This is a genomic window from Microbacterium sp. (genome assembly GCF_026393345.1).
In the GTDB taxonomy this organism is placed as follows: Bacteria; Actinomycetota; Actinomycetes; order Actinomycetales; family Microbacteriaceae; genus Microbacterium.
Map to the genome: position 1 here is coordinate 1 of NZ_JAPLAI010000004.1, position 19,392 is coordinate 19,392.

Consider the following 19,392-nt stretch of genomic DNA (forward strand, 5'->3'; position numbering starts at 1 on the left):
AAGTAGTCCTGCGTGCCGCCCTCGTCGAGCTGGATGGTGACGACGTCGGCCGAGACCTCCATGACGACACCGGACTTCTGCGCGGTGACCACGTCACCGGCGTCGATGGCTGCGTAGCCCTCCATACCGGTACCGACCACGGGCGACTCGCTGCGCACGAGCGGCACGGCCTGACGCTGCATGTTCGCACCCATGAGGGCGCGGTTCGCATCGTCGTGCTCGAGGAACGGGATGAGGGAGGTCGCGACCGACACCATCTGGCGCGGGGAGACGTCCATGTAGCCGATCTCGCCGGCCGGGAACAGGTCGACCTCGCCACCCTGACCGCGACGGGCGAGGACGCGCTCGGTCACGAAGTGACCGTTCTTGTCCAGCTCGGCACCGGCCTGCGCGACGATGTAGTCGTTCTCTTCGCTGGCCGTGAGGTAGTCGATCTGCGAGGTGACCTGGCCGTCGACGACCTTGCGGTACGGGGTCTCGATGAAACCGAACGCGTTGATCCGCGCGAACGATGCGAGCGAACCGATCAGACCGATGTTCGGGCCTTCCGGGGTCTCGATCGGGCACATACGGCCGTAGTGCGAGGGGTGGACGTCACGGACCTCGACGCCGGCACGCTCACGGGACAGACCACCCGGGCCCAGCGCCGACAGGCGGCGCTTGTGGGTCAGACCCGCGAGCGGGTTGTTCTGGTCCATGAACTGCGACAGCTGCGAGGTGCCGAAGAACTCCTTGATCGCGGCCACGACGGGACGCACGTTGATCAGAGTCTGCGGGGTGATCGCCTCGATGTCCTGCGTGGTCATGCGCTCGCGGACCACGCGCTCCATACGGGACAGACCCGTGCGCACCTGGTTCTGGATGAGCTCGCCGACCGCGCGGATACGACGGTTGCCGAAGTTGTCGATGTCGTCCACGTCGATGCGGATCTCGGCGGGCTTGCCCGCGCGCACACCGGTGAAGGTGGCGTCGCCGCGGTGCAGGCTCACCAGGTACTTGATCGTCGCGACGATGTCCTCGACGGTCAGCACCGAGTCGCGGAGCGGCTTGTCGAGGCCCAGCTTCTGGTTGATCTTGTAACGACCGACCTTGGCGAGGTCGTACCGCTTCGGCGAGAAGTAGAAGTTGTCCAGCAGCGCGCGGGCGGCCTCAGCGGCGACCTGCTCGCCCGGACGGAGCTTGCGGTAGATGTCGCGGAGCGCGTCCTCCTTGGTGAGGATCGTGTCCTTCTCCAGCGTCTCCTCGATCGAGGTGTAGCCGGCGAATTCGTTGCGGATGTCCTCCGTCGTCAGGCCCAGGGCCTTCAGGAACACCGTGACGGACTGCTTGCGCTTGCGGTCGATGCGCACGCCGACCTGGTCGCGCTTGTCGACCTCGAACTCCAGCCAGGCACCGCGGCTCGGGATGATGCGAGCGGAGACGATGTCCTTGTCGCTGGTCTTGTCGGCGACGCGGTCGAAGTAGACACCGGGCGAACGGACGAGCTGCGACACGACGACACGCTCGGTGCCGTTGATGATGAACGTTCCCTTGCCGGTCTGCAGCGGGAAGTCGCCCATGAAGACCGTCTGGGTCTTGATCTCACCGGTCTGGTGGTTCATGAACTCGGCCTCGACGTACAGCGGGGCGGCGTAGGTCTTGCCGCGCTCCTTGCACTCCTCGATCGAGTACTTCTCCGGCTCGAGGTACGGGTTCGTGAAGCTCAGCTGCATCGTCTCGCTGAGGTCTTCGATCGGGGAGATCTCCTCGAAGATCTCCTCGAGACCACTGATCTCCGGCACATCGGTGCGTCCGATGGCCTTCGCCTCTGCGACGCGCGCCTTCCAGGTGTCGTTGCCGACAAGCCAATCGAAGGATTCGGTCTGCAGCGCGAGAAGGTCGGGGACCGTCAGCGTGTCGGAGATCTTGGCGAACGAGAGGCGCGAAGCCGCGCGTCCGTTCTTAGGGGTCTTGGTGGTGGAAGTGGATGCGTTGGGCGCAGCAGCCAAGGGGAAATACCTCCATGGGCCCGGGCGGGGCTCGTGTCCTTGTCGTCAGGTGGAGTGCTCGATCGTCCCCGAAACATTCGCGCCGCACGCCGCTATCTGCGGGGGCCACGAACGCACAAGCCGACCACCATATGAGGGCAGGGGGAACTGAGCGCAACTACTAACTATAGGCGTCCCGACGCGCCGTGTCCAGTCGATTCTTGACGACTTTCGGATGCTGCGGTATAAACGCGCGCCGCGGTGCTCCCCGTGGCCGGGATGCCGTCTCTCCCCGTCCGGATAGGGGACCGGTTCCGGCCGGTGTCAGCCGTCGACGCGGGCGCGGCGGAACCGCAGCCGGTCCCCCGGCCTCGCCTGTGCCAGCACCCCCAGCGCGTGCGACGCGACCACCGCGATCACCGGGTAGCCGCCAGTGACGGGGCCGTCGGCGAGGAGGATCGTGGGTGTTCCCGACGGCGGCACCTGAATCGCCCCCGGCACCATGCCCTCGCTGGGCAGTTCGCCGGTGAGGCGGCGCGGCAGCACCGGCCCGTCCAGCCGCATCCCGACCCGGTCGGTGTCCGAGGTGACCGTCCACTCGGCGTCGAACAGGTCGGTCAGCGCGGATGCGGTGAACCAGTCCCCGCGCGGGCCGGGCAGGAGTCCGACCTCGACGATGCCCGGTGCCGCGGAGACGAGGGCGAGGTCGACGGGCGGGATCGGCGCGTCGACCTCCTCGCCGACCGACACCACGGTGCCGGCGGCGAGCGGCCGGCCGAGCCCGGCGAGCACATCGGTGGCGCGGGATCCCAGCATCCGCTCCCCCGCGATACCGCCCCGCACCGCCAGGTAGGCGCGTGCACCGGAGATCAGCGGGCCGAGGGACAGCTCCGCCCCGGCGGGCCACGGCACCGCACGGCCGACCGCGAGAGCCCGGCCGCCGAGAGTCCCCGGCCCCGCCGCCCCGGTCACCGCCACCCAGAGGTCTCGCTCGGCGACGGCGCGGAAGCCGCCCAGCGTGACCTCGACGCCCGCGGCGTCGCTCCGGTTGCCGACGAGGCGGTTGCCGAGGAGCAGGGCGGCGCGGTCGAGCGCACCGGAGTCGGCGACCCCGAGGGAGGCGGTGCCGCGCCGTCCCAGGTCCTGGACGCTCGCCTGCACGCCCGGCGAGAGCACGTGGAACGCCGGCGTTCCGGTCGGTGGCGACGGGGCCGGTTCGGTGCGGGGACGCACGGCCGGCATCTCCCGGAACCGCACCCGGGCGCCCGGGGTGAGCAGGACGGGCGAGGCGGCGCGCGGATCGAACAGGGGCGCGGAGGTGGTGCCGATCAGCCGCCAGCCGCCGGGGGTGGCGCGCGGGTAGGCGCCGGTGAATTCGGCGGCGAGGCCGACCGCTCCGGCCGGGACGCGGGTGCGCGGCGTCGGTCGGCGGGGTACGTCGAAGGGCCAGTCCGTGCTGACGAGGTATCCGAAGCCGGGAGCGAATCCGGTGAAGGCGACCGTCCACTCCGCCTCGCGGTGACGGCGGACGAGGTCGGCCGCGGTCACGCCCAGCAGTGCGGCGGTCTCGGCGAGGTCCGGCCCGTCGTAGGCGATGTCGACCGTCACGGGGGGCGCCCCGATCTCCGGGCTGACGGATGCGGCCGGGCGCAGCGCACCGATCCAGGCGCGGGCGACGGCGAGTCGCAGCGTCCGCGGGTCGACGCGGACGAGCACGGTGCGCGCAGCGGGGACGAGGTCGACGACACCGGCTGGAGCGGACGACAACATGGCGGCGTGGAGCGCCAGGACCTCCGGCAGCGACCCCACTTCGACCAGCAGTGCGGCGTCCCCCATCGGCAGGATCCGCATGACGGTCACCAGGGCGCGCGGACGGCGACGTCCGCGGCAGCGAGCGCCTGGCGCACCGCCCGGGCCATGGCCACCGCGGACGGAGTGTCCCCGTGCAGGCAGAGGGAGACCGCATCCGTCTCCACGGTCGTCCCGTCGGTCGCGTGCACCTGACCGTGGGCGGCCAGGTGCACGGCGCGCTCCGCGACCTCGGCCGCGTCGTGCAACAGGGCGCCGGGCTCGCCGCGGGGGACGAGTGACCCGTCCGGGCGGTAACCGCGGTCGAGGAACGCCTCGCGGCGGAAGGGGAGTCCGGCCCGGTGCGCGGCAACGGCCAGCGCATCGCCAAGACCGAGGATGGGCAGCGGCCTGCCGAGCCGGGCGGCGAGGTCGGCGACCGCGGCCACGACTGCAGCTGCGGCCTCGGGATCGGCTCCCGCCACGTGGTAGAGCGCCCCGTGCGGCTTCACGTACCGGAGGTCCGCCCCGGCGTCCGCAAGCCCGGCGAGCTGCGCGGCGACGGTTTCGCGGAGCTCGGCGGGCGACATCCGCAGGGCCACCCGGCCGAATCCCGGCCGGTCGGGGAACGAGGGGTGCGCGCCGAGGGACACGCCGAACCGCGCGGCGCGGTCCACCGCCGCACGCATGGAAACCGCATCCCCCGCGTGACCGCCGCAGGCGACACTGGCACTGGAGATGACCGCGAACATCGCCTCATCGTCGGCGGTCGGTCGCCCGTCGACGGTCTCGCCGAGGTCGGCATTGAGATCGATCGTGCGCACGCGCCCACGCTATCCGGCCGGGGGATAGCGTGGGGGCATGGCACGGGCGCGGTACGAAGAGGTCGAGCGGCCCGAGGCGCGCCTGAGCGACGGGTCGATCGCGCGGATCGTGCCCTCCGGTTTCACGTCCGGGTACGAGCTCGAGGTCGCCGGCACCCCGCAGTCGCACGTCGACCTCGACGACCCCACGCACCTGCACTTCGAGTACGTCGCACGGATGGGCGCCGTCATCGACCGGCTGCTCCTGCCGGGACAGCCCCTGACGGCGGTGCACCTCGGCGCCGGGGCGCTGACCATTCCGCGGTACATCGAGCACACCCGGCCCGGGTCGCGGCAGCAGGTGATCGAGCTGGAGCCGGCGCTCGTCGACCTCGTCCGTGCACAGCTCCCGCTCCCACGCGGCGCGTCCATCCGGGTCCGCATCGGCGACGCCCGCGAGGGCCTCGGACGCCTGCCGGGCGGGCTCACCGGCAACGTCGACCTGCTCGTCTCCGACGTGTACGCCGGGTCCCAGACGCCCGCGCATCTGACGACGATCGAGTTCTACCGCGAGGCGGCGGCGCTCCTCGCTCCCGGCGGCGTGCTGCTCGTGAACGTCGCCGACGGTGCGGGCCTCGCGTTCGCACGTCGCCAGGTCGCCACCGTCCGCGAGGTGCTCGAGCACGTCGTCCTCCTCGCGGAGGTGCAGACCCTCAAGGGCCGCCGGTTCGGGAACCTCGTCATCGCGGCGTCCGCGGCGCCCCTGCCGACCGAGTGGCTGCCGCGGCTGATGGCCGCAGGCCCGCATCCGGCGAAGGTGTCGCACGGCGCGGAGCTCGACGAGTTCGTCGGATCGGTCCGCCCCGCCACGGACGCGGACGCGGTGCCGTCACCCAAACCCGCATCCTCGATCTTCGAGCGCTGATCCGGCGTGGCCTGAGCCGCGCGGAGGGATGCGGCAGGCAGACTGGATGAGCGGACCCGCCGATGTGGTGACCGGTGCGGAAAGGAGTCGACATGAGCAGTATCCAGGGATACGACCCCGAGACGTTGCGGGAAATCGTTGACGTCCGCGAATGCCTCGACCGGCTCGACGAGATCGGACCGCTGCGCAGCCTTCCCGCGCTGCTGGAGCGGGTGTGGCTGCTGAAGGTGACCGACCAGCTCGACGAGGCGCTCCGCGTGTCCGAGCAGTCGGTACGGCTGGCGCGCATGGGCGGGACGCGCAAGGACCTGCTGCGTGCCCGCATCCTGCACGCCACCATCCTGCAGTGGCGCCGTCAGTTCGCCGCCGCCGAGCAGGAGTTCACGACCTGCGCCGAGGAGGCCGAGGGTCAGGGCTGGGCCGGGATCGCCGCGTTCGCCTACCAGCACCGCGGCAAGAGCCGGTTCGACGATGGCGATCTGGAGGGCGCCCGCGCGGACTTCAAGCGCTCGCTGTTCCTGCGTCAGGAGGCCGGTGCCGGCGACGACGAGCTGGAGCCGACCCTGCTGGCGATCGACGCGATCGACCGCCGCCGGGTGCGCGCCACCGTCGCGAGCTGAGTGTCCGTTCCCCGACGTACGCTGCCGGCATGTCTGAACTGAACCGGGTGCGCGGATGGGCGGAAGCCCTCATCGCGCTCCACCTCGACGCGAGCTGGTCGTTCGGGTTCGACAACGCCAAGCGCCGCGCCGGACTCTGCGATTTCGGCAGGAAACGAATCAGCGTCTCGCGGTACCTGGCTGCGCGCTACGACGACGACGAGAACCATCAGACGCTGCTGCACGAGGTGGCCCATGCGCTCGCAGGGTCCACGGCGGGACACGGGCCGGCGTGGAAGCGCATCGCCCGGGAGATCGGCTACGTCGGCGGCACCACGCATCGCGGCGAGACGGCGGTGGAGCTGGCGGCGTGGGTCGGAACCTGCCCGGCCGGCCATGTCGTCTACCGGCACCGCCGGGCGACACGGCCGACGTCGTGCGCGCTGTGCGCGCCCCGCTTCGACCCGCGTCACGCCCTCACCTGGACCCGCCGCGAGATCACCCCGGCCACCCGTCAGGCGGCGATGACCCCGCGATAGTCGGTGGCTGCTCAGGCGGCTTCGCCCGTCGCTCGTTTCACGTCCGCTCAGGCGGTGACGAAGACCCCGTCACGCAGCACCGGAACGACGTCGACCGCGTCGATGCGCGCCGCGGCGAGGACCTCGTCCCGACGACCCGCGTCGAGCAGCGCCTGCCCGGCACCGGATGCGGTGAGCAGATGCCGGAGCGCCCGCCGGAGACCCCGGAAGGACTCCCCGGCGGCGGCCGCCTCAGGGGAGGTGTGGTCGATCCCGAGGGTCCCGAGCGCGTCGACAACCGCGCCGACGCCGAACTGATCCTCGACGGCGACCCGCAAGCCGCCCCGATCATCGGCGTCGCCGAGGGCGATGACCGCGACCGAGGTGCGGTCGGCGCGGCGCTGTTGTTCGGCGAGCACTTCGCGCGCCACTGCGGTCGCGTTGGTGAGCCCCGCGGCGTAAACGAGCGCATCCCCCGCGGCGGCGACCGCCTCCGCGAGACTTGGCGGGACCGGGGCACGGTCGCCGCGGGCCACCGCATCCGCGACGGAGGTGGAGTCCAGCAGAACATCGACGAGGACGACGATCTCGGCGGGTGCGAGACGGGTCAGACCGGCGGTGCCCCACTCGACACGAACCTGATAGCGGGACTGATCGAACGGCGACGGCATCCCTTCAGCGTAGGGTCGCCCTCGCCCGCTGCTCCAACCGGGCGTCACAAACCGTCCGCCACGCGCCGCAGGTCGGTGCGACACTGGGGCATGCGCATCCTGCAGAAGTTCCAGATCGACTGCGACCCGGATGCGGCGTGGCGGGCGCTGCACTCGCCGCGCGCCGTGGCGGAACTGTACGGCCCGCTGCTGGACGTCCAGCCGCTGTCGCCGCCGCCGACCGCATGGGAGCCGGGGCAGGACGCCGCGGTCGGCCTCTTCGCGCTCGGGATCGTGCCGCTCGGCCGGCAACTCATCGCGGTGAGCGATCGTGTCGTCGAGGCGAAGGACGGTCAGGTGCGGATCTTCCGCGACTCGGGTTCGCCGCTGACGGGACCGCTGGCGACGCTCGACGTGTGGGACCACCAGATGGCGATCTCGCCGGTGCCGGGCGCCCCCGGACGGACCCTCTGGCGCGAACGTCTCGTCATCGGCGGCCGTACTGCCCCGGCGCTCTGGCCGGTGCTGTGGACGATGTGGCAGTGGCGGGGCGCCCGCATCCGCGCCCTCGCCCCCACCTGGGCGCACGACCCCGAGGCCTGACCTTCCGCCCGCGCCACCGGGGAGTTCCCCGGGCGAACGTGTCGGAATTCAGGCTGTGGCGGCCGCAGCGCGGTTTCTGCGCATGGCCCCGGCTTCACAGCCTGAATTCCGACAGCCCTCAGACTTCGGCGAGCGCCGCCACCGGGGCGATGCGGGTCGCGAGCCGGGTGGGGACGACCGCGGCGACGAACGTCAGCAGCGCGGTCGCGACGATGATCGCGAGGATCGGCCCCGGCGGGACGGCCGGGGCGACGATCGGCAGATCGCCGCTCACGGTGGGCACCGAGCCCAGCACCGACTGCGCCCCCGCCCAGCCGTAGACCGTGCCGAGCACGAGGCCCGCGGCAACCGAGGCGATCGTGATGTGCGCGGCCTCCAGCAGCACCATCCGTCGCACCTGCGTGTTCGAGAGGCCGAGGGTGCGCAGCAGCCCCAGTTCCCGCCGGCGCTGCACGACTCCGAGGACGAGCAGGTTCACCAGGCCCACGCCCGCGATCACCGCCGATACCGCGATCAACGCCATCATGATGCTCGAGAACGTGTCGATCGCAAAGGCAAGATCGGCCGGTGTCTCGCCGCCGTACGCGTCACCGATGACCGCCTTCAGCGTCTCGAGCGCGACGGCGAACATGGTCACGAGCGTCACACCGATGACGACACCGATCGCCATCCGGCTGGTGCGCTCCGGATAGCGCAGCGCATTGGATGCGGCGAGCCGCGCCGTCGCGGAGGTGCCGAACGCCCGGCCGACCAGGCGCAGCACCGGCGGTACGACAAGGGTCGCACCGAGGACGACGCCGGTGAACGAGCACACACCGCCGAAGAAGGCGATCACGACGCCGAGCGGTGTGATCGCGCCGACGAGGACGCCGAGGGCGAGGAGCGCCGCACCGATCGCGAGGAGCACGATCGCGGCGACATTGCGCCCGGTGCGCCGCACGAGCTCTTCATGCGGCGGCTCCCCGGACCCGGCGAGCGCCTGCAACGGCGTCACCGTCAGCACACGGCGCGACCCGACCCAGGCCGCCGCCCAGGTGGTGAGGACGACGATGACGGCGGGCACGAGGAGCACCGGACGCGCGATCGCCACCTCGACCGAGGGGAGGGCGAGCGACCACGTCAGCAGCTGGATCCCGATCGCGCCGACGGCCGTCCCGCCGACGAGCCCGAGGAACGCGCCGACGCCGCCGACGAACAGCCCCTGCCGCGCGATGACGCCGCGCTCACGCCGCGCGGTCGCACCGATGAGCCGCATCAGCGCGATGCGGCGGGTGCGACCCGCCACGATTGTCGCGAACGTGTTCGCCACGACGATGGCGGAGACGTACACGGCGAGCCCCAGCAGGACCCCGCCCAGGATGCTGAGCACTGCGACGACGCTCCCCGCCTCACCGATGTCCGGCACCGAGCGGATCAGCGCCGAGATGAACTCGGTCGCCGTCAGCAGCAGCACCCCGAACGCGGTGGAGATGGCGGCGACGAGGATGCTGGCACCCATCCCGGTCTCGCGGAACCACGGGGTCATGCGCGCACCTGCGCATCCGGGGTGGCTGCCGCACCCGCGGCACCCGCCGCATCCGGTCCCGTGGGAGCGGTGCCCGCGCGTGCCCCGTCGAGCTCGGCGGCGAGCATGTAGGCGGAGATCTCCTCGGCGCTCGCGCCCCGATGGTCGGCGACGATGCGACCGTCGCCGAGGTACAGCACCCGGTCCGCGAAGGCGGCGGCGATCGGGTCGTGGGTGACCATGGCGATGGACTGGCCATGTTCGCGGCTGGCCTCCTGCAGCAGCTGCAGCACCTCGCGCCCGGTCCGCGAGTCGAGGTTCCCGGTGGGTTCGTCGGCGAAGACGAGGTCAGGCGCCCCGGCCAGCGCACGGGCGATCGCGACCCGCTGCTGCTGGCCCCCGCTCAGCTGATGCGGGCGGTGGCGCAGCCGGGGACGAAGACCCAGCGCATCGATGAGCCGGTCGATGCGCGCCCGCTCCATTCCCGCGGGACGGCGTCCGTCGAGCTCGAACGGGAGCAGGATGTTGCCCTCCACATCGAGCGTGGGGATGAGGTTGAACGACTGGAACACGAACCCCACCCGCCGGCGGCGGAGCACGGTCAGTTCGCCGTCACTGAGGTCGGTGATGTCGGTGTCGCCGAGCCACGCCCGGCCGGAGGTCGGCGCGTCCAGCCCCGCCATGATGTGCATGAGGGTGGACTTCCCGGAGCCCGAGGGGCCCATGATGGCGGTGAACTCGCCGGCGCGGATGCCGACGCTCACCCCATCGAGGGCGCGGACCGTGCCCTCGCCGGTTCCGTAGTGCTTCGTGAGGCGTTCGACGCGGGCGGCGAAGCCCAGCTCGGTGGAGGTGATGTGCATGTCTTCGACGCTAAGAACCGGCGCCCCGGTGCCGCGTCGGGCGCAAGAGGTATCCGCATCCGTCGCGGGGATGACGTGCGCGTCAGATCAGGTGATGATCGTGCGCGAAGACCACGAGCTGCACCCGGTCGCGGAGGGACAGCTTGGCGAGGATGCGGCTGATGTGCGTCTTCACGGTCGCCTCGGAGAGGAACTCGCCCTGGGCGATCTCGGCGTTCGACAGTCCGCGGGCGGCGAGCGCGAAGATCTCCCGCTCCCGGTCGGTGAGGCCGGCGTACGCCGGCGGCGGTGGCGCGACGGGCGCGGGGAAGGCGGTGAACAGGTCGGTGGTCGCGGCGGCCGCGATGACGGATGACCCGGTATGGACGGTGCGGATCGCCGCCAGCAGGAACTCGGGCTGCGTGTCCTTCAGCAGGAAGCCGCTCGCGCCCTGCCGGATCGCGCGCGCGGCGGCCTCGTCCAGGTCGAAGGTGGTCAGCATGACGATCCGCGGCGGTGCGGGGTCGCGCAGCAGTTCGGCGGTCGCCGCGAGGCCGTCGAGCACCGGCATCCGGATGTCCATGAGCACGACGTCGGGACGGATGCTGCGCACCAGTGCGATCGCGGCCTGACCGTCGCCGGCCTCGCCCACGACCTCGAGGTCGGGCTGGGAGTCGATCACCATGCGGATGCCGGCGCGGAACAGCGCCTGGTCGTCGACGAGGACGACGCGGATGGGGTCGGTCATACCGGGGCTCCGATCGGAAGCGTCGCGGCGACGCGGAAGGTGCCGTCGTCGTGGGGTGCCGCGGTGAGCGACCCGCCGACGAGCGCGGCCCGCTCCCGCATCCCGATGATGCCGTGCCCGGAACCGGTGCCCGCCGCGCGCGGGCCGGCCGCGTTGGCGACCGAGAGTTCGACGCGCTCCGGGAACCAGGACAGGACGACGGTCGCCCCGCCCGGACCGCCGTGGCGCAGCACGTTCGTGAGGGCCTCCTGCAGGATGCGGTACACCGCGAGCTGCACCGCGGCGGGGGCGTCGAGCGGCGGCGCGTCGATGCGCACGCGGAGGTCGAGGCCCGCCGCGCGGACCTGCGCGAACAGCTCGTCCAGGTCGGCGATGGTCGGCTGCGGGCTCTCCCCTTCCCGGTGGCGGAGCTGGGTCAGGAGCACCCGCACGTCCGCGAGCGCAGCCCGCGCGGTCGACGAGATCGTTTCGAGCGCGGATGCGGCCGCATCCGGGTCGGACGCGGCGGCGTAGCGCGCCCCGTCCGCCTGCGCGATGACCACGGCCAGGGAGTGCGCGACGACGTCGTGCATGTCTCGGGCGATGCGCACCCGCCCCTGCTCGACACTCGCCTCCGCCTCGGCCAGCTGTTGCGCCACGCGGGTGGCGCGGGCGCGCTGGACCGTGCGGACGAGCGCCCCCGCGGTCCAGGCGAGGAGCAGCCCGAACGTCGCCGCGACCGCCACCAGCAGCGCCACGGGAAGGTCGCTCAACGACAGGGCGAGTGTGCCCTCACGCGCTGGCAGGGCGATCACCAGGTAGACGGCGATCGCGGCGGCCCCGACGAACGAGGACGCGAAGCCGAGCCAGAACTCCACCCGCGACCCGTAGGCCGCGGTGACGTAGAGCACCGCGAAGATCGCGATGTCGGCCGGGATCGGTTGGAGCGCCACCGCCATCTGCAGGATCGCCGCCCCCCATGCCACCGCGAGGGCGATACCCGGCGCCCGCCGACGGACCCCGAGGGCCACCGCGAGGACCGCCGCAACCAGAAGCTCGCCGCCGCGACTGCCCGGGACGAGGGCGACCGCGAAGAAGTACACCGCCGCGAGACCGACGTCGAACCAGAGCTGTCGGGCGGTCAGAGGGCGGAGCACCCTTTCACGCTACGGCGCCGGACGGGCTTCGGCATCCGTCTGCGGATGTATCTGGCCTCAGCCGAGCGGCGGGGCGGCAGCGGCGTCGGCGAGCGCGTCGGCGATGACCGCGACCCCCTCGGTGGCACTGCCGGCCGTCACCCGCAGGTGCGGCCCGACCGTGTCGTCGATGACGAAGGGCGACCCGGCGGCGGCCACGATCCCCGCGGCGGCGAGGTGCACGAGGGCCGCGCGCTCGTCCCTGACGGGCAGCCACACATTGATCCCGTCGGGCTCGCCGACGTCGATGCCGCGACGACGGAGCCCGGCCACCAGCCGGTCCACGCGGTCGCGGTAGACGAGCCGCGCGGTGCGTACCCGCGCCACGGCGCCGGGATCGGTGAGGAGGTCCAGCAGCACCGCCTGCAGGAGCCGTGAGGTCCAGCCGGGGCCCAGCATCCGCCGCGCGACCACCTGCTCGATGATCCGCGCAGGCCCGCCCATCGCGGCGACCCGCAGGTCGGGACCGTGCGACTTCGAGAAGCTGCGCACGTGCACCACCTGCGCCGGCAACCACCGCGCGAGCGTGACATCGGGGGCAGAGCCGATGAGCGCCGAGTGATCGTCCTCGATGACGGTGACCCGGTCGCCGCCGGGAACCGTCCGCAGTACCCGCACGAGCGCTCGGGCGCGGTCGGCCGACATCGAGGCCCCGGTCGGATTCTGCGCGCGCGGCTGCAGCACCACCGCGACCGGGCGGCGGGACAGCGCCCGCGCGAGCGAGGAGGGCGTCACACCCTCGCCATCGATCGCGAGCGGGACGGGCTCCGCGCCCAGCACGTCGAGCAGGTCGAAGAAGTAGGGGAACCCGGGGGATTCCACCGCGACACGGTCACCGAAGCGCACCACCTGCTCCATCACCCGCGAGATGCCGTCGAGGGCGCCATCGACGACCGTGATCGCCTCCACCCCCAGGGTCGGCCAGTTCTCGCGGAGGAAGGCGTCCAGCTCGGGGAGCACCGGCAGATCGTGGTAGCGGCCGGTGTCGGCGAGCGGCGTGACGCGGCCGAGCGCGGCCGCGAGCGACGGCAGCTGCACCGGGTCCGGCGTCCCGAGCGACAGGTCGAGCCTGCTGGCCTCGCCCGCCGCTACGAGGTGGTTGACGCGCGGGCTCAGCCATTCCCGGCGATCCTCACGGACGAAGGTCCCCGACCGGCCGCGGGTGACGATCACCCCGGCGCCGGCGAGCGCGCGCCACGCGGCGCTGACGGTGCCGGCCGACACCCCCAGCTCCGATGCGACGTCGCGGACGGTCGGCAGCCGCTCCCCCGGGGCGAGCGCGCCCTCCGCCACGAGGCGGGAGATCTCGCCCGCGATGCCCTGCGGTGTGCGCTCGGTCAGCGCCTCTGGTCGCAGCATCCGTTCTCCCGCCGGTCCCCGGCCGCATCCGGAGGATTTACGGCGCCGTCACATTCGGAAATTGCAGAGAAATGTTCACGCGGAACAGTAACAGAACGGGAGCGAAACCTATCCGAGACCGTCTCCACGGTCGTATGCTCCACGCCAACACCCTGATCCGGGAGGCAAAGATGACGACGGTACGGGCTGCGATCACGCAGACGACATGGACGGGCGACAAGGCGTCCATGCTCGACAAGCACGAAGGTTTCGCACGGGATGCGGCAGCGCAGGGCGCGCAGGTGCTGTGTTTCCAGGAGTTGTTCTACGGGCCGTACTTCGGCATCACGCAGGACAAGAAGTACTACCGCTACGCGGAGCCGGCGGACGGCCCCATCGTGCAGCGCTTCGCGGCGCTGGCGAAGGAACTCGGCACCGTGATGGTGCTGCCGATCTACGAAGAGGCCGAGACCGGCGTCTACTACAACACCTCTGTGCTCGTGGATGCGGACGGCACGATCCTCGGGAAATACCGGAAGCACCACTTGCCTCACCTCGACCGGTTCTGGGAGAAGTTCTACTTCCGCCCCGGCAACCTCGGCTACCCGGTGTTCGACACCGCCGTCGGACGCATCGGGATGTACATCTGCTACGACCGGCACTTCCCGGAGGGGTGGCGGGAACTGGGACTCGCGGATGCGCATATGGTGTTCAACCCCAACGCGACCAAGCCCGGGCTGTCGAACCGGCTGTGGGAGGTCGAAGGCCCCGCCGCCGCCGTCGCGAACGGATACTTCGTGCTGCAGCCCAATCGGGTCGGGCGTGAGGACAACGAGTACGGCGACCTGGCCGTCGACTTCTACGGCACCAGCCAGGTCATCGACCCCCGCGGCAACTTCGTCGGTGAACGGGGTTCCGGCGAGCACGAAGAGGTCCTCGTACGAGACCTCGACCTGAACATGGTGCAGGAGATGCGCGACGACTGGCAGTTCTATCGCGACCGCCGGCCCGACTCGTACACCCGGATCGCGAAGCCCTGAGGAGGACGATATGGCCACCACCCTCATCACCGGCGGCACCGTCGTCAACGCGACCGGGACGGGCCAGGCGGACGTGCTCATCGACGGCGAGACCATCGTCGGCGTGCTCGCGCCCGGTTCCACGCTGCTCGGTCACGACCTCGCCGGGTCCGTCGACACCGTCGTGGACGCGACCGGGAAGTATGTCATCCCGGGCGGCATCGACGCCCACACCCATATGGAGATGCCGTTCGGTGGCACCTTCGCCTCGGACACGTTCGAAACCGGGACCCGCGCCGCCGCGATCGGCGGGACGACGTCGATCGTCGACTTCGTCGTGCAGTACCCGGAACAGAACATCCTCGACCAGTACCACCTGTGGCACGAGAAGGCCGGTGGCAACTGCGCCATCGACTACGGGTTCCACCAGATTCTCTCCGACGTGCAGGATTCGTCGCTCACCGCGATGGACGAGCTCATCGCCGAGGGGGTCACGAGCTTCAAGCTGTTCATGGCGTACAAGGGCGTGTTCCTCTCCGACGACGGCCAGATCCTCCGCGCGTTCCAGAAGGGCGCCGACAATGGCGCGATGATGATGATGCACGCCGAGAACGGCGCCATGATCGACGTGCTCGTGCAGCAGGCGCTCGCCGCCGGGCACACCTCGCCCTACTACCACGGCATCTCGCGGCCGTGGCAGGCCGAGGAGGAGGCGACCCACCGGGCGATCATGATCGCCGACCTCACCGGCGCCCCGCTGTACGTCGTGCACGTGAGTGCGAAACAGGCGGTGGAGCAGATCGCCGCCGCTCGGGACCGCGGCCTCAACGTCTTCGGCGAGACCTGCCCGCAGTACCTCTACCTCTCGCTCGAGGACCAGCTCGGCGCGACGAGCGAGGAGTGGGGCGAGCTCGAGGGCGCCAAGTGGGTGTGCTCGACCCCACTCCGGTCGAAGCACGAGGGCCACCAGCACCACATGTGGCAGAGCCTGCGCACGAACGACATCCAGATGGTCTCCACCGACCACTGCCCGTTCTGCATGAAGGACCAGAAGGAGATGGGACGCGGGGACTTCTCCAAGATCCCGAACGGCATCGGCTCGGTCGAGCACCGCATGGACCTCATGTACCAGGGGGTCGCCACCGGCCAGATCACGCTGCCCCGGTGGGTGGAGCTGACCAGCACCACCCCGGCGCGGATGTTCGGCATGTACGGGAAGAAGGGCGTCATCCAGCCGGGCGCCGACGGCGACGTCGTCGTCTACGACCCGAACGGGCACACCTCCATCGGGGTGAACAAGACCCACCACATGAACATGGACTACTCCGCGTGGGAGGGCTACGAGATCGACGGCCACGTCGACACCGTCATCTCGCGCGGCACGGTCGTCGTCGACGACTCTGGCTACATCGGCAGCAAGGGCCACGGGCGCTACATCCCGCGCGGCCTGAGCCAGTACCTGGTCTGATGCGTTTCGTCTCGGCGCTTCGCGCCTCGCTCAACGACCGGAAGGTGTGACTCCCATGGACTTCGGCGTCGTTCTGCAGACCAACCCGCCCGCATCCCGCACCGTGCAGCTCGCTCAGCTGGCCGAGGCACACGGGTTCAGCCATGCGTGGACCTTCGACTCCCACCTGCTGTGGGAGGAGCCCTACGTCATCTACTCGGCGATCCTCGCCGCCACCCGGCGCATCACGGTCGGCCCCTTCGTCACGAACCCGGCGACCCGCGACTGGACCGTCACGGCCTCGGTGTTCGCGACGCTCAACGAGATGTACGGCAACCGCACCATCTGCGGCATCGGTCGGGGCGACTCGGCGGTGCGGGTGACGAACGGTAAGCCCACCTCGCTGAAGGAGCTGCGCGAGTCGATCCACGTCATCCGCGAGCTGGCGAACTCTCGCGCGGTCGAGTACAACGGCGCGACGCTGCAGTTCCCGTGGAGCCGCGGGTCGGAGCTCGACGTCTGGGTCGCCGCCTATGGTCCGCTCGCCCTGAAGCTCACCGGTGAGGTCGGCGACGGGTTCATCCTGCAGCTGGCCGACGTCGACATCGCGGCCTGGATGATCCAGGTGGTACGGGATGCGGCATCCAACGCGGGCCGCGATCCCGATGCCATCAAGTTCTGCGTCGCCGCCCCCATGTACATCGGTGAGGACCGCGCGCACATGCGGGACCAGTGCCGCTGGTTCGGTGGCATGGTCGGCAACCACGTCGCCGACATCGTGGCGAAGTACGGCGGGAGCGGTGAGGTACCCGAGGCGCTGACCGACTACATCGCCGGCCGGCAGGGGTATGACTACAACTCGCACGGCAAGTCGGACAACGACCACGTCGATTTCGTGCCCGACGAGATCGTCGACCGCTTCTGCCTGCTCGGCACCGCGGAGGAGCACATCGCCAAGCTCGAGCAGCTGCGCGCAATCGGGGTCACGCAGTTCGCCGGCTACCTCCAGCACGACAACAAGGAGGAGACGCTGCGGGTGTACGGCGAGACCGTCATCCCCGCCCTCTCCGAGCACATCACGGCGAAACGATGACGGCGACCGATCCCGTCGCCCCCGCGCCCGCACGGCGCCGCACCGGCGGGATGCCGCGGGGAGCAGCCTGGCTGTGGGGCGCCGCCGGGATCGTCGCGATCGTCCTGCTGTGGGAGCTGTACAAGTGGCTGGGACCCGAGGACGGCGTCGTCATCGGCTCCGAACGCGACGGGTTCCGCATCCTCCCCCGAACGCACGACCGTGCCATGCCGCACGTGTGGACGATGATCGCGCGCCTGTTCGATCCCACCAGCGGAGCGTCGACGCCCCCGCTGTGGCAGACGGTGGCGGGCGGCATCCTCACCACTCTCGGCATCGCCGCAGCCGGCTGGATCATCGGCGTCGCGGTCGGGATGCTGCTGGCCCTGCTCATGCAGCGCTGGCGGGTGGCCGAGTGGGGACTGCTGCCCTGGATCGTGGTGTCGCAGACGGTGCCGCTCATCGCGTTCGCCCCGCTCGTCTCGCGGATCGGGAACCAGATCGACCGCAACCTGTTCCCCTGGCCGGAGTGGCTCTCGGTCGCCGTGATCGCCTCGTATCTCGCGTTCTTCCCGGTCGCGATCGGGGCACTGCGGGGGCTCAACGCCCCCGACGCGATCCACCAGGACCTCATGCGCAGCTACGCCGCCGGGTACCGGCAGACCCTGTTCCGGCTGCGGCTGCCCGCCGCCGTCCCGTACCTCCTGCCGGCGCTCCGCCTCGCCGCCGCGAATGCCGTCGTGGGGGCCGTGGTCGCCGAGGTGTCGATCGGCATGCGCGGCGGCCTCGGCCGGATGCTCCTGCAGATGGCGCAGTCCGCCTCGGCGGATCCTGCCCTGCCGTGGGCACCGATCTTCGGTGCGGTGCTCCTCGGCCTCGTGGCCGCGGGCGGGGTGGCCGTGCTCGGACTGGCTCTGAAGACCTATCGCCGTGGAGAGGCCCTGGCATGACCGCATCCGATTCCCTCGCCGTCCAGGTGACCGCCGTCGACCGGGTCTTCGGCACCGCTGGCCGTTCTGTGCAGGCCCTCGCCGATGTCGCGCTGGAGGTGCGCGTCGGCGAGTTCGTCTCGCTCATCGGCCCGTCCGGCTGCGGCAAGTCCACCCTCATGCGGCTCATCGCCGACCTCGACCAGCCGAGCGCCGGGACCGTCGAGGTGTTCGGCAAATCCGCGCGGCAGGCGCGGCTCGACCAGGACTATGGCATCGCGTTCCAGCAGGCGGGCCTCCTCCCGTGGCGCACCGTGCTGGCAAACATCGCCCTGCCGCTGGAGCTGCACGGCGTCGCGGCAGCGGAGCGCACCACACGCGCGGCGGAACTGGCCGAAATGGTCGGTCTCACCGATTTCGGCAGCCGCTACCCGGACGAACTGTCCGGCGGCATGCAGCAGCGCGTCGCGATCGCCCGGTCGCTGGCCACCCGGCCGAAGCTGCTCCTCATGGACGAGCCGTTCGGAGCGCTCGACGAGATGACCCGCGAGCGGATGCAGACCGAGCTCATCCGCATCGCCGCCGAGACCGGCGCCGCCGTCGTGTTCGTCACGCACTCGATCCCGGAGGCGGTGTATCTGTCGGATCGGGTGGTGGTGATGTCGCCGCGACCGGGGCGGATCACGGACGTGCTCGAGGTGCCGTTCGGGCGTGACCGGTCCGAGGCGCTGCGCGAATCGCCCCGGTTCTTCGAGCGCGTCACCGCCGTCCGCGAGGCGCTGCACGGCACTCCCGTCGAGCGGGCGAACGAGCGATGAGGGGCATCCGGTGACCGCGGCGACCGAGCGCCTGGTCCGCATCCTCGCCCCGCTCGCGGTGGGGCTGCTCCTCGTGGCGGCGTGGCTCGGGCTGTCGATGATCACCACCGGCCGGGCAAAGCTCGTCCCCGGTCCGGTGCAGGTGTTCGCCACCCTGTTCGAGAACATCGGCATCATCGCGGAGGATGCGGTCGTCACCGGTGGCAACGCGCTGATCGGTCTGGTGGTCGGCAGCATCCTCGCCGTTCTCCTGGCGGGCCTGGCGGCGTGGCTGCGCCCGATCGACGCGATGAGCGCGCCGGTTGTTGCCGCGATCGCGGTCGTGCCGATCGTGGCGCTCACGCCTCTTCTGAACACGATGTTCGGCGCCTCCAGCCAGTTCGGCCGCGAGATCGTGGCAGGCATCGCGGCCTTCGTACCGGTGTTCGTCAATGTGCTCCGCGGCCTCCGGCAGGCGCGCCCGGTGCAGCGGGACCTCTTCACCGCTTACGCGGCGAGCGGAGCGCAGCAGTTCCGCAAGCTCACTTTCCCCACCGCGGTGCCGTACCTCGTCACGGGCGTCCGCAGCGCGAGATCGCTGGCGGTGATCTCCGCCCTGGTCGCCGAGTACTTCGGCGGTCCCGCCGACGGGCTCGGCACCGCGATCG

General features: G+C 71.1%; 17 protein-coding genes and 2 pseudogenes. 10 read left to right on the plus strand and 9 right to left on the minus strand.

Annotated elements, in window-relative coordinates; translation table 11 throughout:
• From NT132_RS00285 to NT132_RS00295, 3 genes and pseudogenes are all read right to left on the minus strand, one after another.
• Nucleotides 1-1,988, minus strand: a pseudogene (locus NT132_RS00285) (DNA-directed RNA polymerase subunit beta); the annotation flags it as partial.
• A gap of 303 nt (nucleotides 1,989-2,291) precedes the next feature.
• Complete coding sequence (locus NT132_RS00290; protein WP_297783030.1) at nucleotides 2,292-3,818, minus strand: urea amidolyase family protein; 1,527 nt, start codon at nucleotides 3,816-3,818, stop codon at nucleotides 2,292-2,294.
• A 5-nt stretch (nucleotides 3,819-3,823) separates the two neighbouring features.
• Entirely contained in the window at nucleotides 3,824-4,579 is a 756-nt protein-coding gene (locus NT132_RS00295; protein WP_297783035.1) for a 5-oxoprolinase subunit PxpA, read from the minus strand.
• Between the two features lie 37 nt (nucleotides 4,580-4,616).
• Here NT132_RS00295 and NT132_RS00300 point away from each other — a divergent pair, with 37 nt between their 5' ends.
• The 3 genes from NT132_RS00300 to NT132_RS00310 all read left to right on the plus strand — a co-directional run bounded on the left by NT132_RS00300 (nucleotide 4,617) and on the right by NT132_RS00310 (nucleotide 6,621).
• Complete coding sequence (locus NT132_RS00300; protein WP_297783038.1) at nucleotides 4,617-5,483, plus strand: spermidine synthase; 867 nt, start codon at nucleotides 4,617-4,619, stop codon at nucleotides 5,481-5,483.
• 92 nt (nucleotides 5,484-5,575) lie between these two features.
• Complete coding sequence (locus tag NT132_RS00305) at nucleotides 5,576-6,103, plus strand: hypothetical protein (RefSeq protein ID WP_297783041.1); 528 nt, start codon at nucleotides 5,576-5,578, stop codon at nucleotides 6,101-6,103.
• 29 nt (nucleotides 6,104-6,132) lie between these two features.
• Nucleotides 6,133-6,621, plus strand: a complete 489-nt coding sequence (locus tag NT132_RS00310; RefSeq protein WP_297783044.1) for a SprT-like domain-containing protein — start codon at nucleotides 6,133-6,135, stop codon at nucleotides 6,619-6,621.
• 47 nt (nucleotides 6,622-6,668) lie between these two features.
• Here NT132_RS00310 and NT132_RS00315 read toward each other — a convergent pair whose 3' ends face one another.
• Nucleotides 6,669-7,271: a 2-phosphosulfolactate phosphatase gene (locus NT132_RS00315; RefSeq protein ID WP_297783047.1), complete on the minus strand. Its 603-nt coding sequence runs from the start codon at nucleotides 7,269-7,271 to the stop codon at nucleotides 6,669-6,671.
• Nucleotides 7,272-7,361: 90 nt separating this feature from the next.
• Here NT132_RS00315 and NT132_RS00320 point away from each other — a divergent pair, with 90 nt between their 5' ends.
• The gene (locus tag NT132_RS00320) at nucleotides 7,362-7,853 is read left to right on the plus strand and encodes a hypothetical protein (protein ID WP_297783050.1); all 492 of its coding nucleotides are present in this window, start codon (nucleotides 7,362-7,364) and stop codon (nucleotides 7,851-7,853) included.
• A 118-nt stretch (nucleotides 7,854-7,971) separates the two neighbouring features.
• Here the strand turns inward: NT132_RS00320 and NT132_RS00325 are convergent, their stop codons facing one another.
• The 5 genes from NT132_RS00325 to NT132_RS00345 all read right to left on the minus strand — a co-directional run bounded on the left by NT132_RS00325 (nucleotide 7,972) and on the right by NT132_RS00345 (nucleotide 13,481).
• The gene (locus tag NT132_RS00325; protein ID WP_297783053.1) at nucleotides 7,972-9,378 is read right to left on the minus strand and encodes an ABC transporter permease; all 1,407 of its coding nucleotides are present in this window, start codon (nucleotides 9,376-9,378) and stop codon (nucleotides 7,972-7,974) included.
• Nucleotides 9,375-10,220 (minus strand): ABC transporter ATP-binding protein, encoded by an 846-nt coding sequence (locus NT132_RS00330; RefSeq protein WP_297783056.1) that lies wholly within the window; start codon nucleotides 10,218-10,220, stop codon nucleotides 9,375-9,377. The genes NT132_RS00325 and NT132_RS00330 overlap by 4 nt, the downstream gene beginning before the upstream one ends.
• 82 nt (nucleotides 10,221-10,302) lie before the next feature.
• Nucleotides 10,303-10,947 carry a response regulator transcription factor gene (locus NT132_RS00335; protein ID WP_297783059.1) on the minus strand — a complete coding sequence of 215 codons (645 nt, stop codon included), beginning with the start codon at nucleotides 10,945-10,947 and terminating at the stop codon, nucleotides 10,303-10,305.
• On the minus strand, nucleotides 10,944-12,083 hold the full coding sequence (locus NT132_RS00340) for a histidine kinase (RefSeq protein ID WP_297783062.1): 1,140 nt from the start codon (nucleotides 12,081-12,083) through the stop codon (nucleotides 10,944-10,946). The genes NT132_RS00335 and NT132_RS00340 overlap by 4 nt, the downstream gene beginning before the upstream one ends.
• A 57-nt stretch (nucleotides 12,084-12,140) precedes the next feature.
• Nucleotides 12,141-13,481 carry an aminotransferase class I/II-fold pyridoxal phosphate-dependent enzyme gene (locus NT132_RS00345; protein WP_297783065.1) on the minus strand — a complete coding sequence of 447 codons (1,341 nt, stop codon included), beginning with the start codon at nucleotides 13,479-13,481 and terminating at the stop codon, nucleotides 12,141-12,143.
• A 170-nt stretch (nucleotides 13,482-13,651) separates the two neighbouring features.
• On the opposite strand from NT132_RS00345, the gene NT132_RS00350 reads away from it, so the two are divergent.
• From NT132_RS00350 to NT132_RS00375, 6 genes and pseudogenes are all read left to right on the plus strand, one after another.
• A complete protein-coding gene (locus NT132_RS00350; RefSeq protein WP_297783068.1) occupies nucleotides 13,652-14,500 on the plus strand; it encodes a nitrilase-related carbon-nitrogen hydrolase in 849 nt (282 codons plus the stop codon).
• A gap of 10 nt (nucleotides 14,501-14,510) precedes the next feature.
• On the plus strand, nucleotides 14,511-15,947 hold the full coding sequence (gene hydA / locus NT132_RS00355; protein WP_297783071.1) for a dihydropyrimidinase: 1,437 nt from the start codon (nucleotides 14,511-14,513) through the stop codon (nucleotides 15,945-15,947).
• Nucleotides 15,948-16,002: 55 nt separating this feature from the next.
• Entirely contained in the window at nucleotides 16,003-17,019 is a 1,017-nt protein-coding gene (locus tag NT132_RS00360; RefSeq protein WP_297783073.1) for a TIGR03842 family LLM class F420-dependent oxidoreductase, read from the plus strand.
• Nucleotides 17,016-17,948, plus strand: a complete 933-nt coding sequence (locus tag NT132_RS00365) for an ABC transporter permease (protein WP_297783075.1) — start codon at nucleotides 17,016-17,018, stop codon at nucleotides 17,946-17,948. The genes NT132_RS00360 and NT132_RS00365 overlap by 4 nt, the downstream gene beginning before the upstream one ends.
• Nucleotides 17,945-18,745: an ABC transporter ATP-binding protein gene (locus NT132_RS00370; RefSeq protein ID WP_297783078.1), complete on the plus strand. Its 801-nt coding sequence runs from the start codon at nucleotides 17,945-17,947 to the stop codon at nucleotides 18,743-18,745. Before NT132_RS00365 ends, NT132_RS00370 begins: the two co-directional genes overlap by 4 nt.
• Nucleotides 18,746-19,034: 289 nt before the next feature.
• Nucleotides 19,035-19,331, plus strand: a pseudogene (locus NT132_RS00375) (ABC transporter permease subunit); the annotation flags it as partial.
• Nucleotides 19,332-19,392 lie beyond the last annotated feature (61 nt).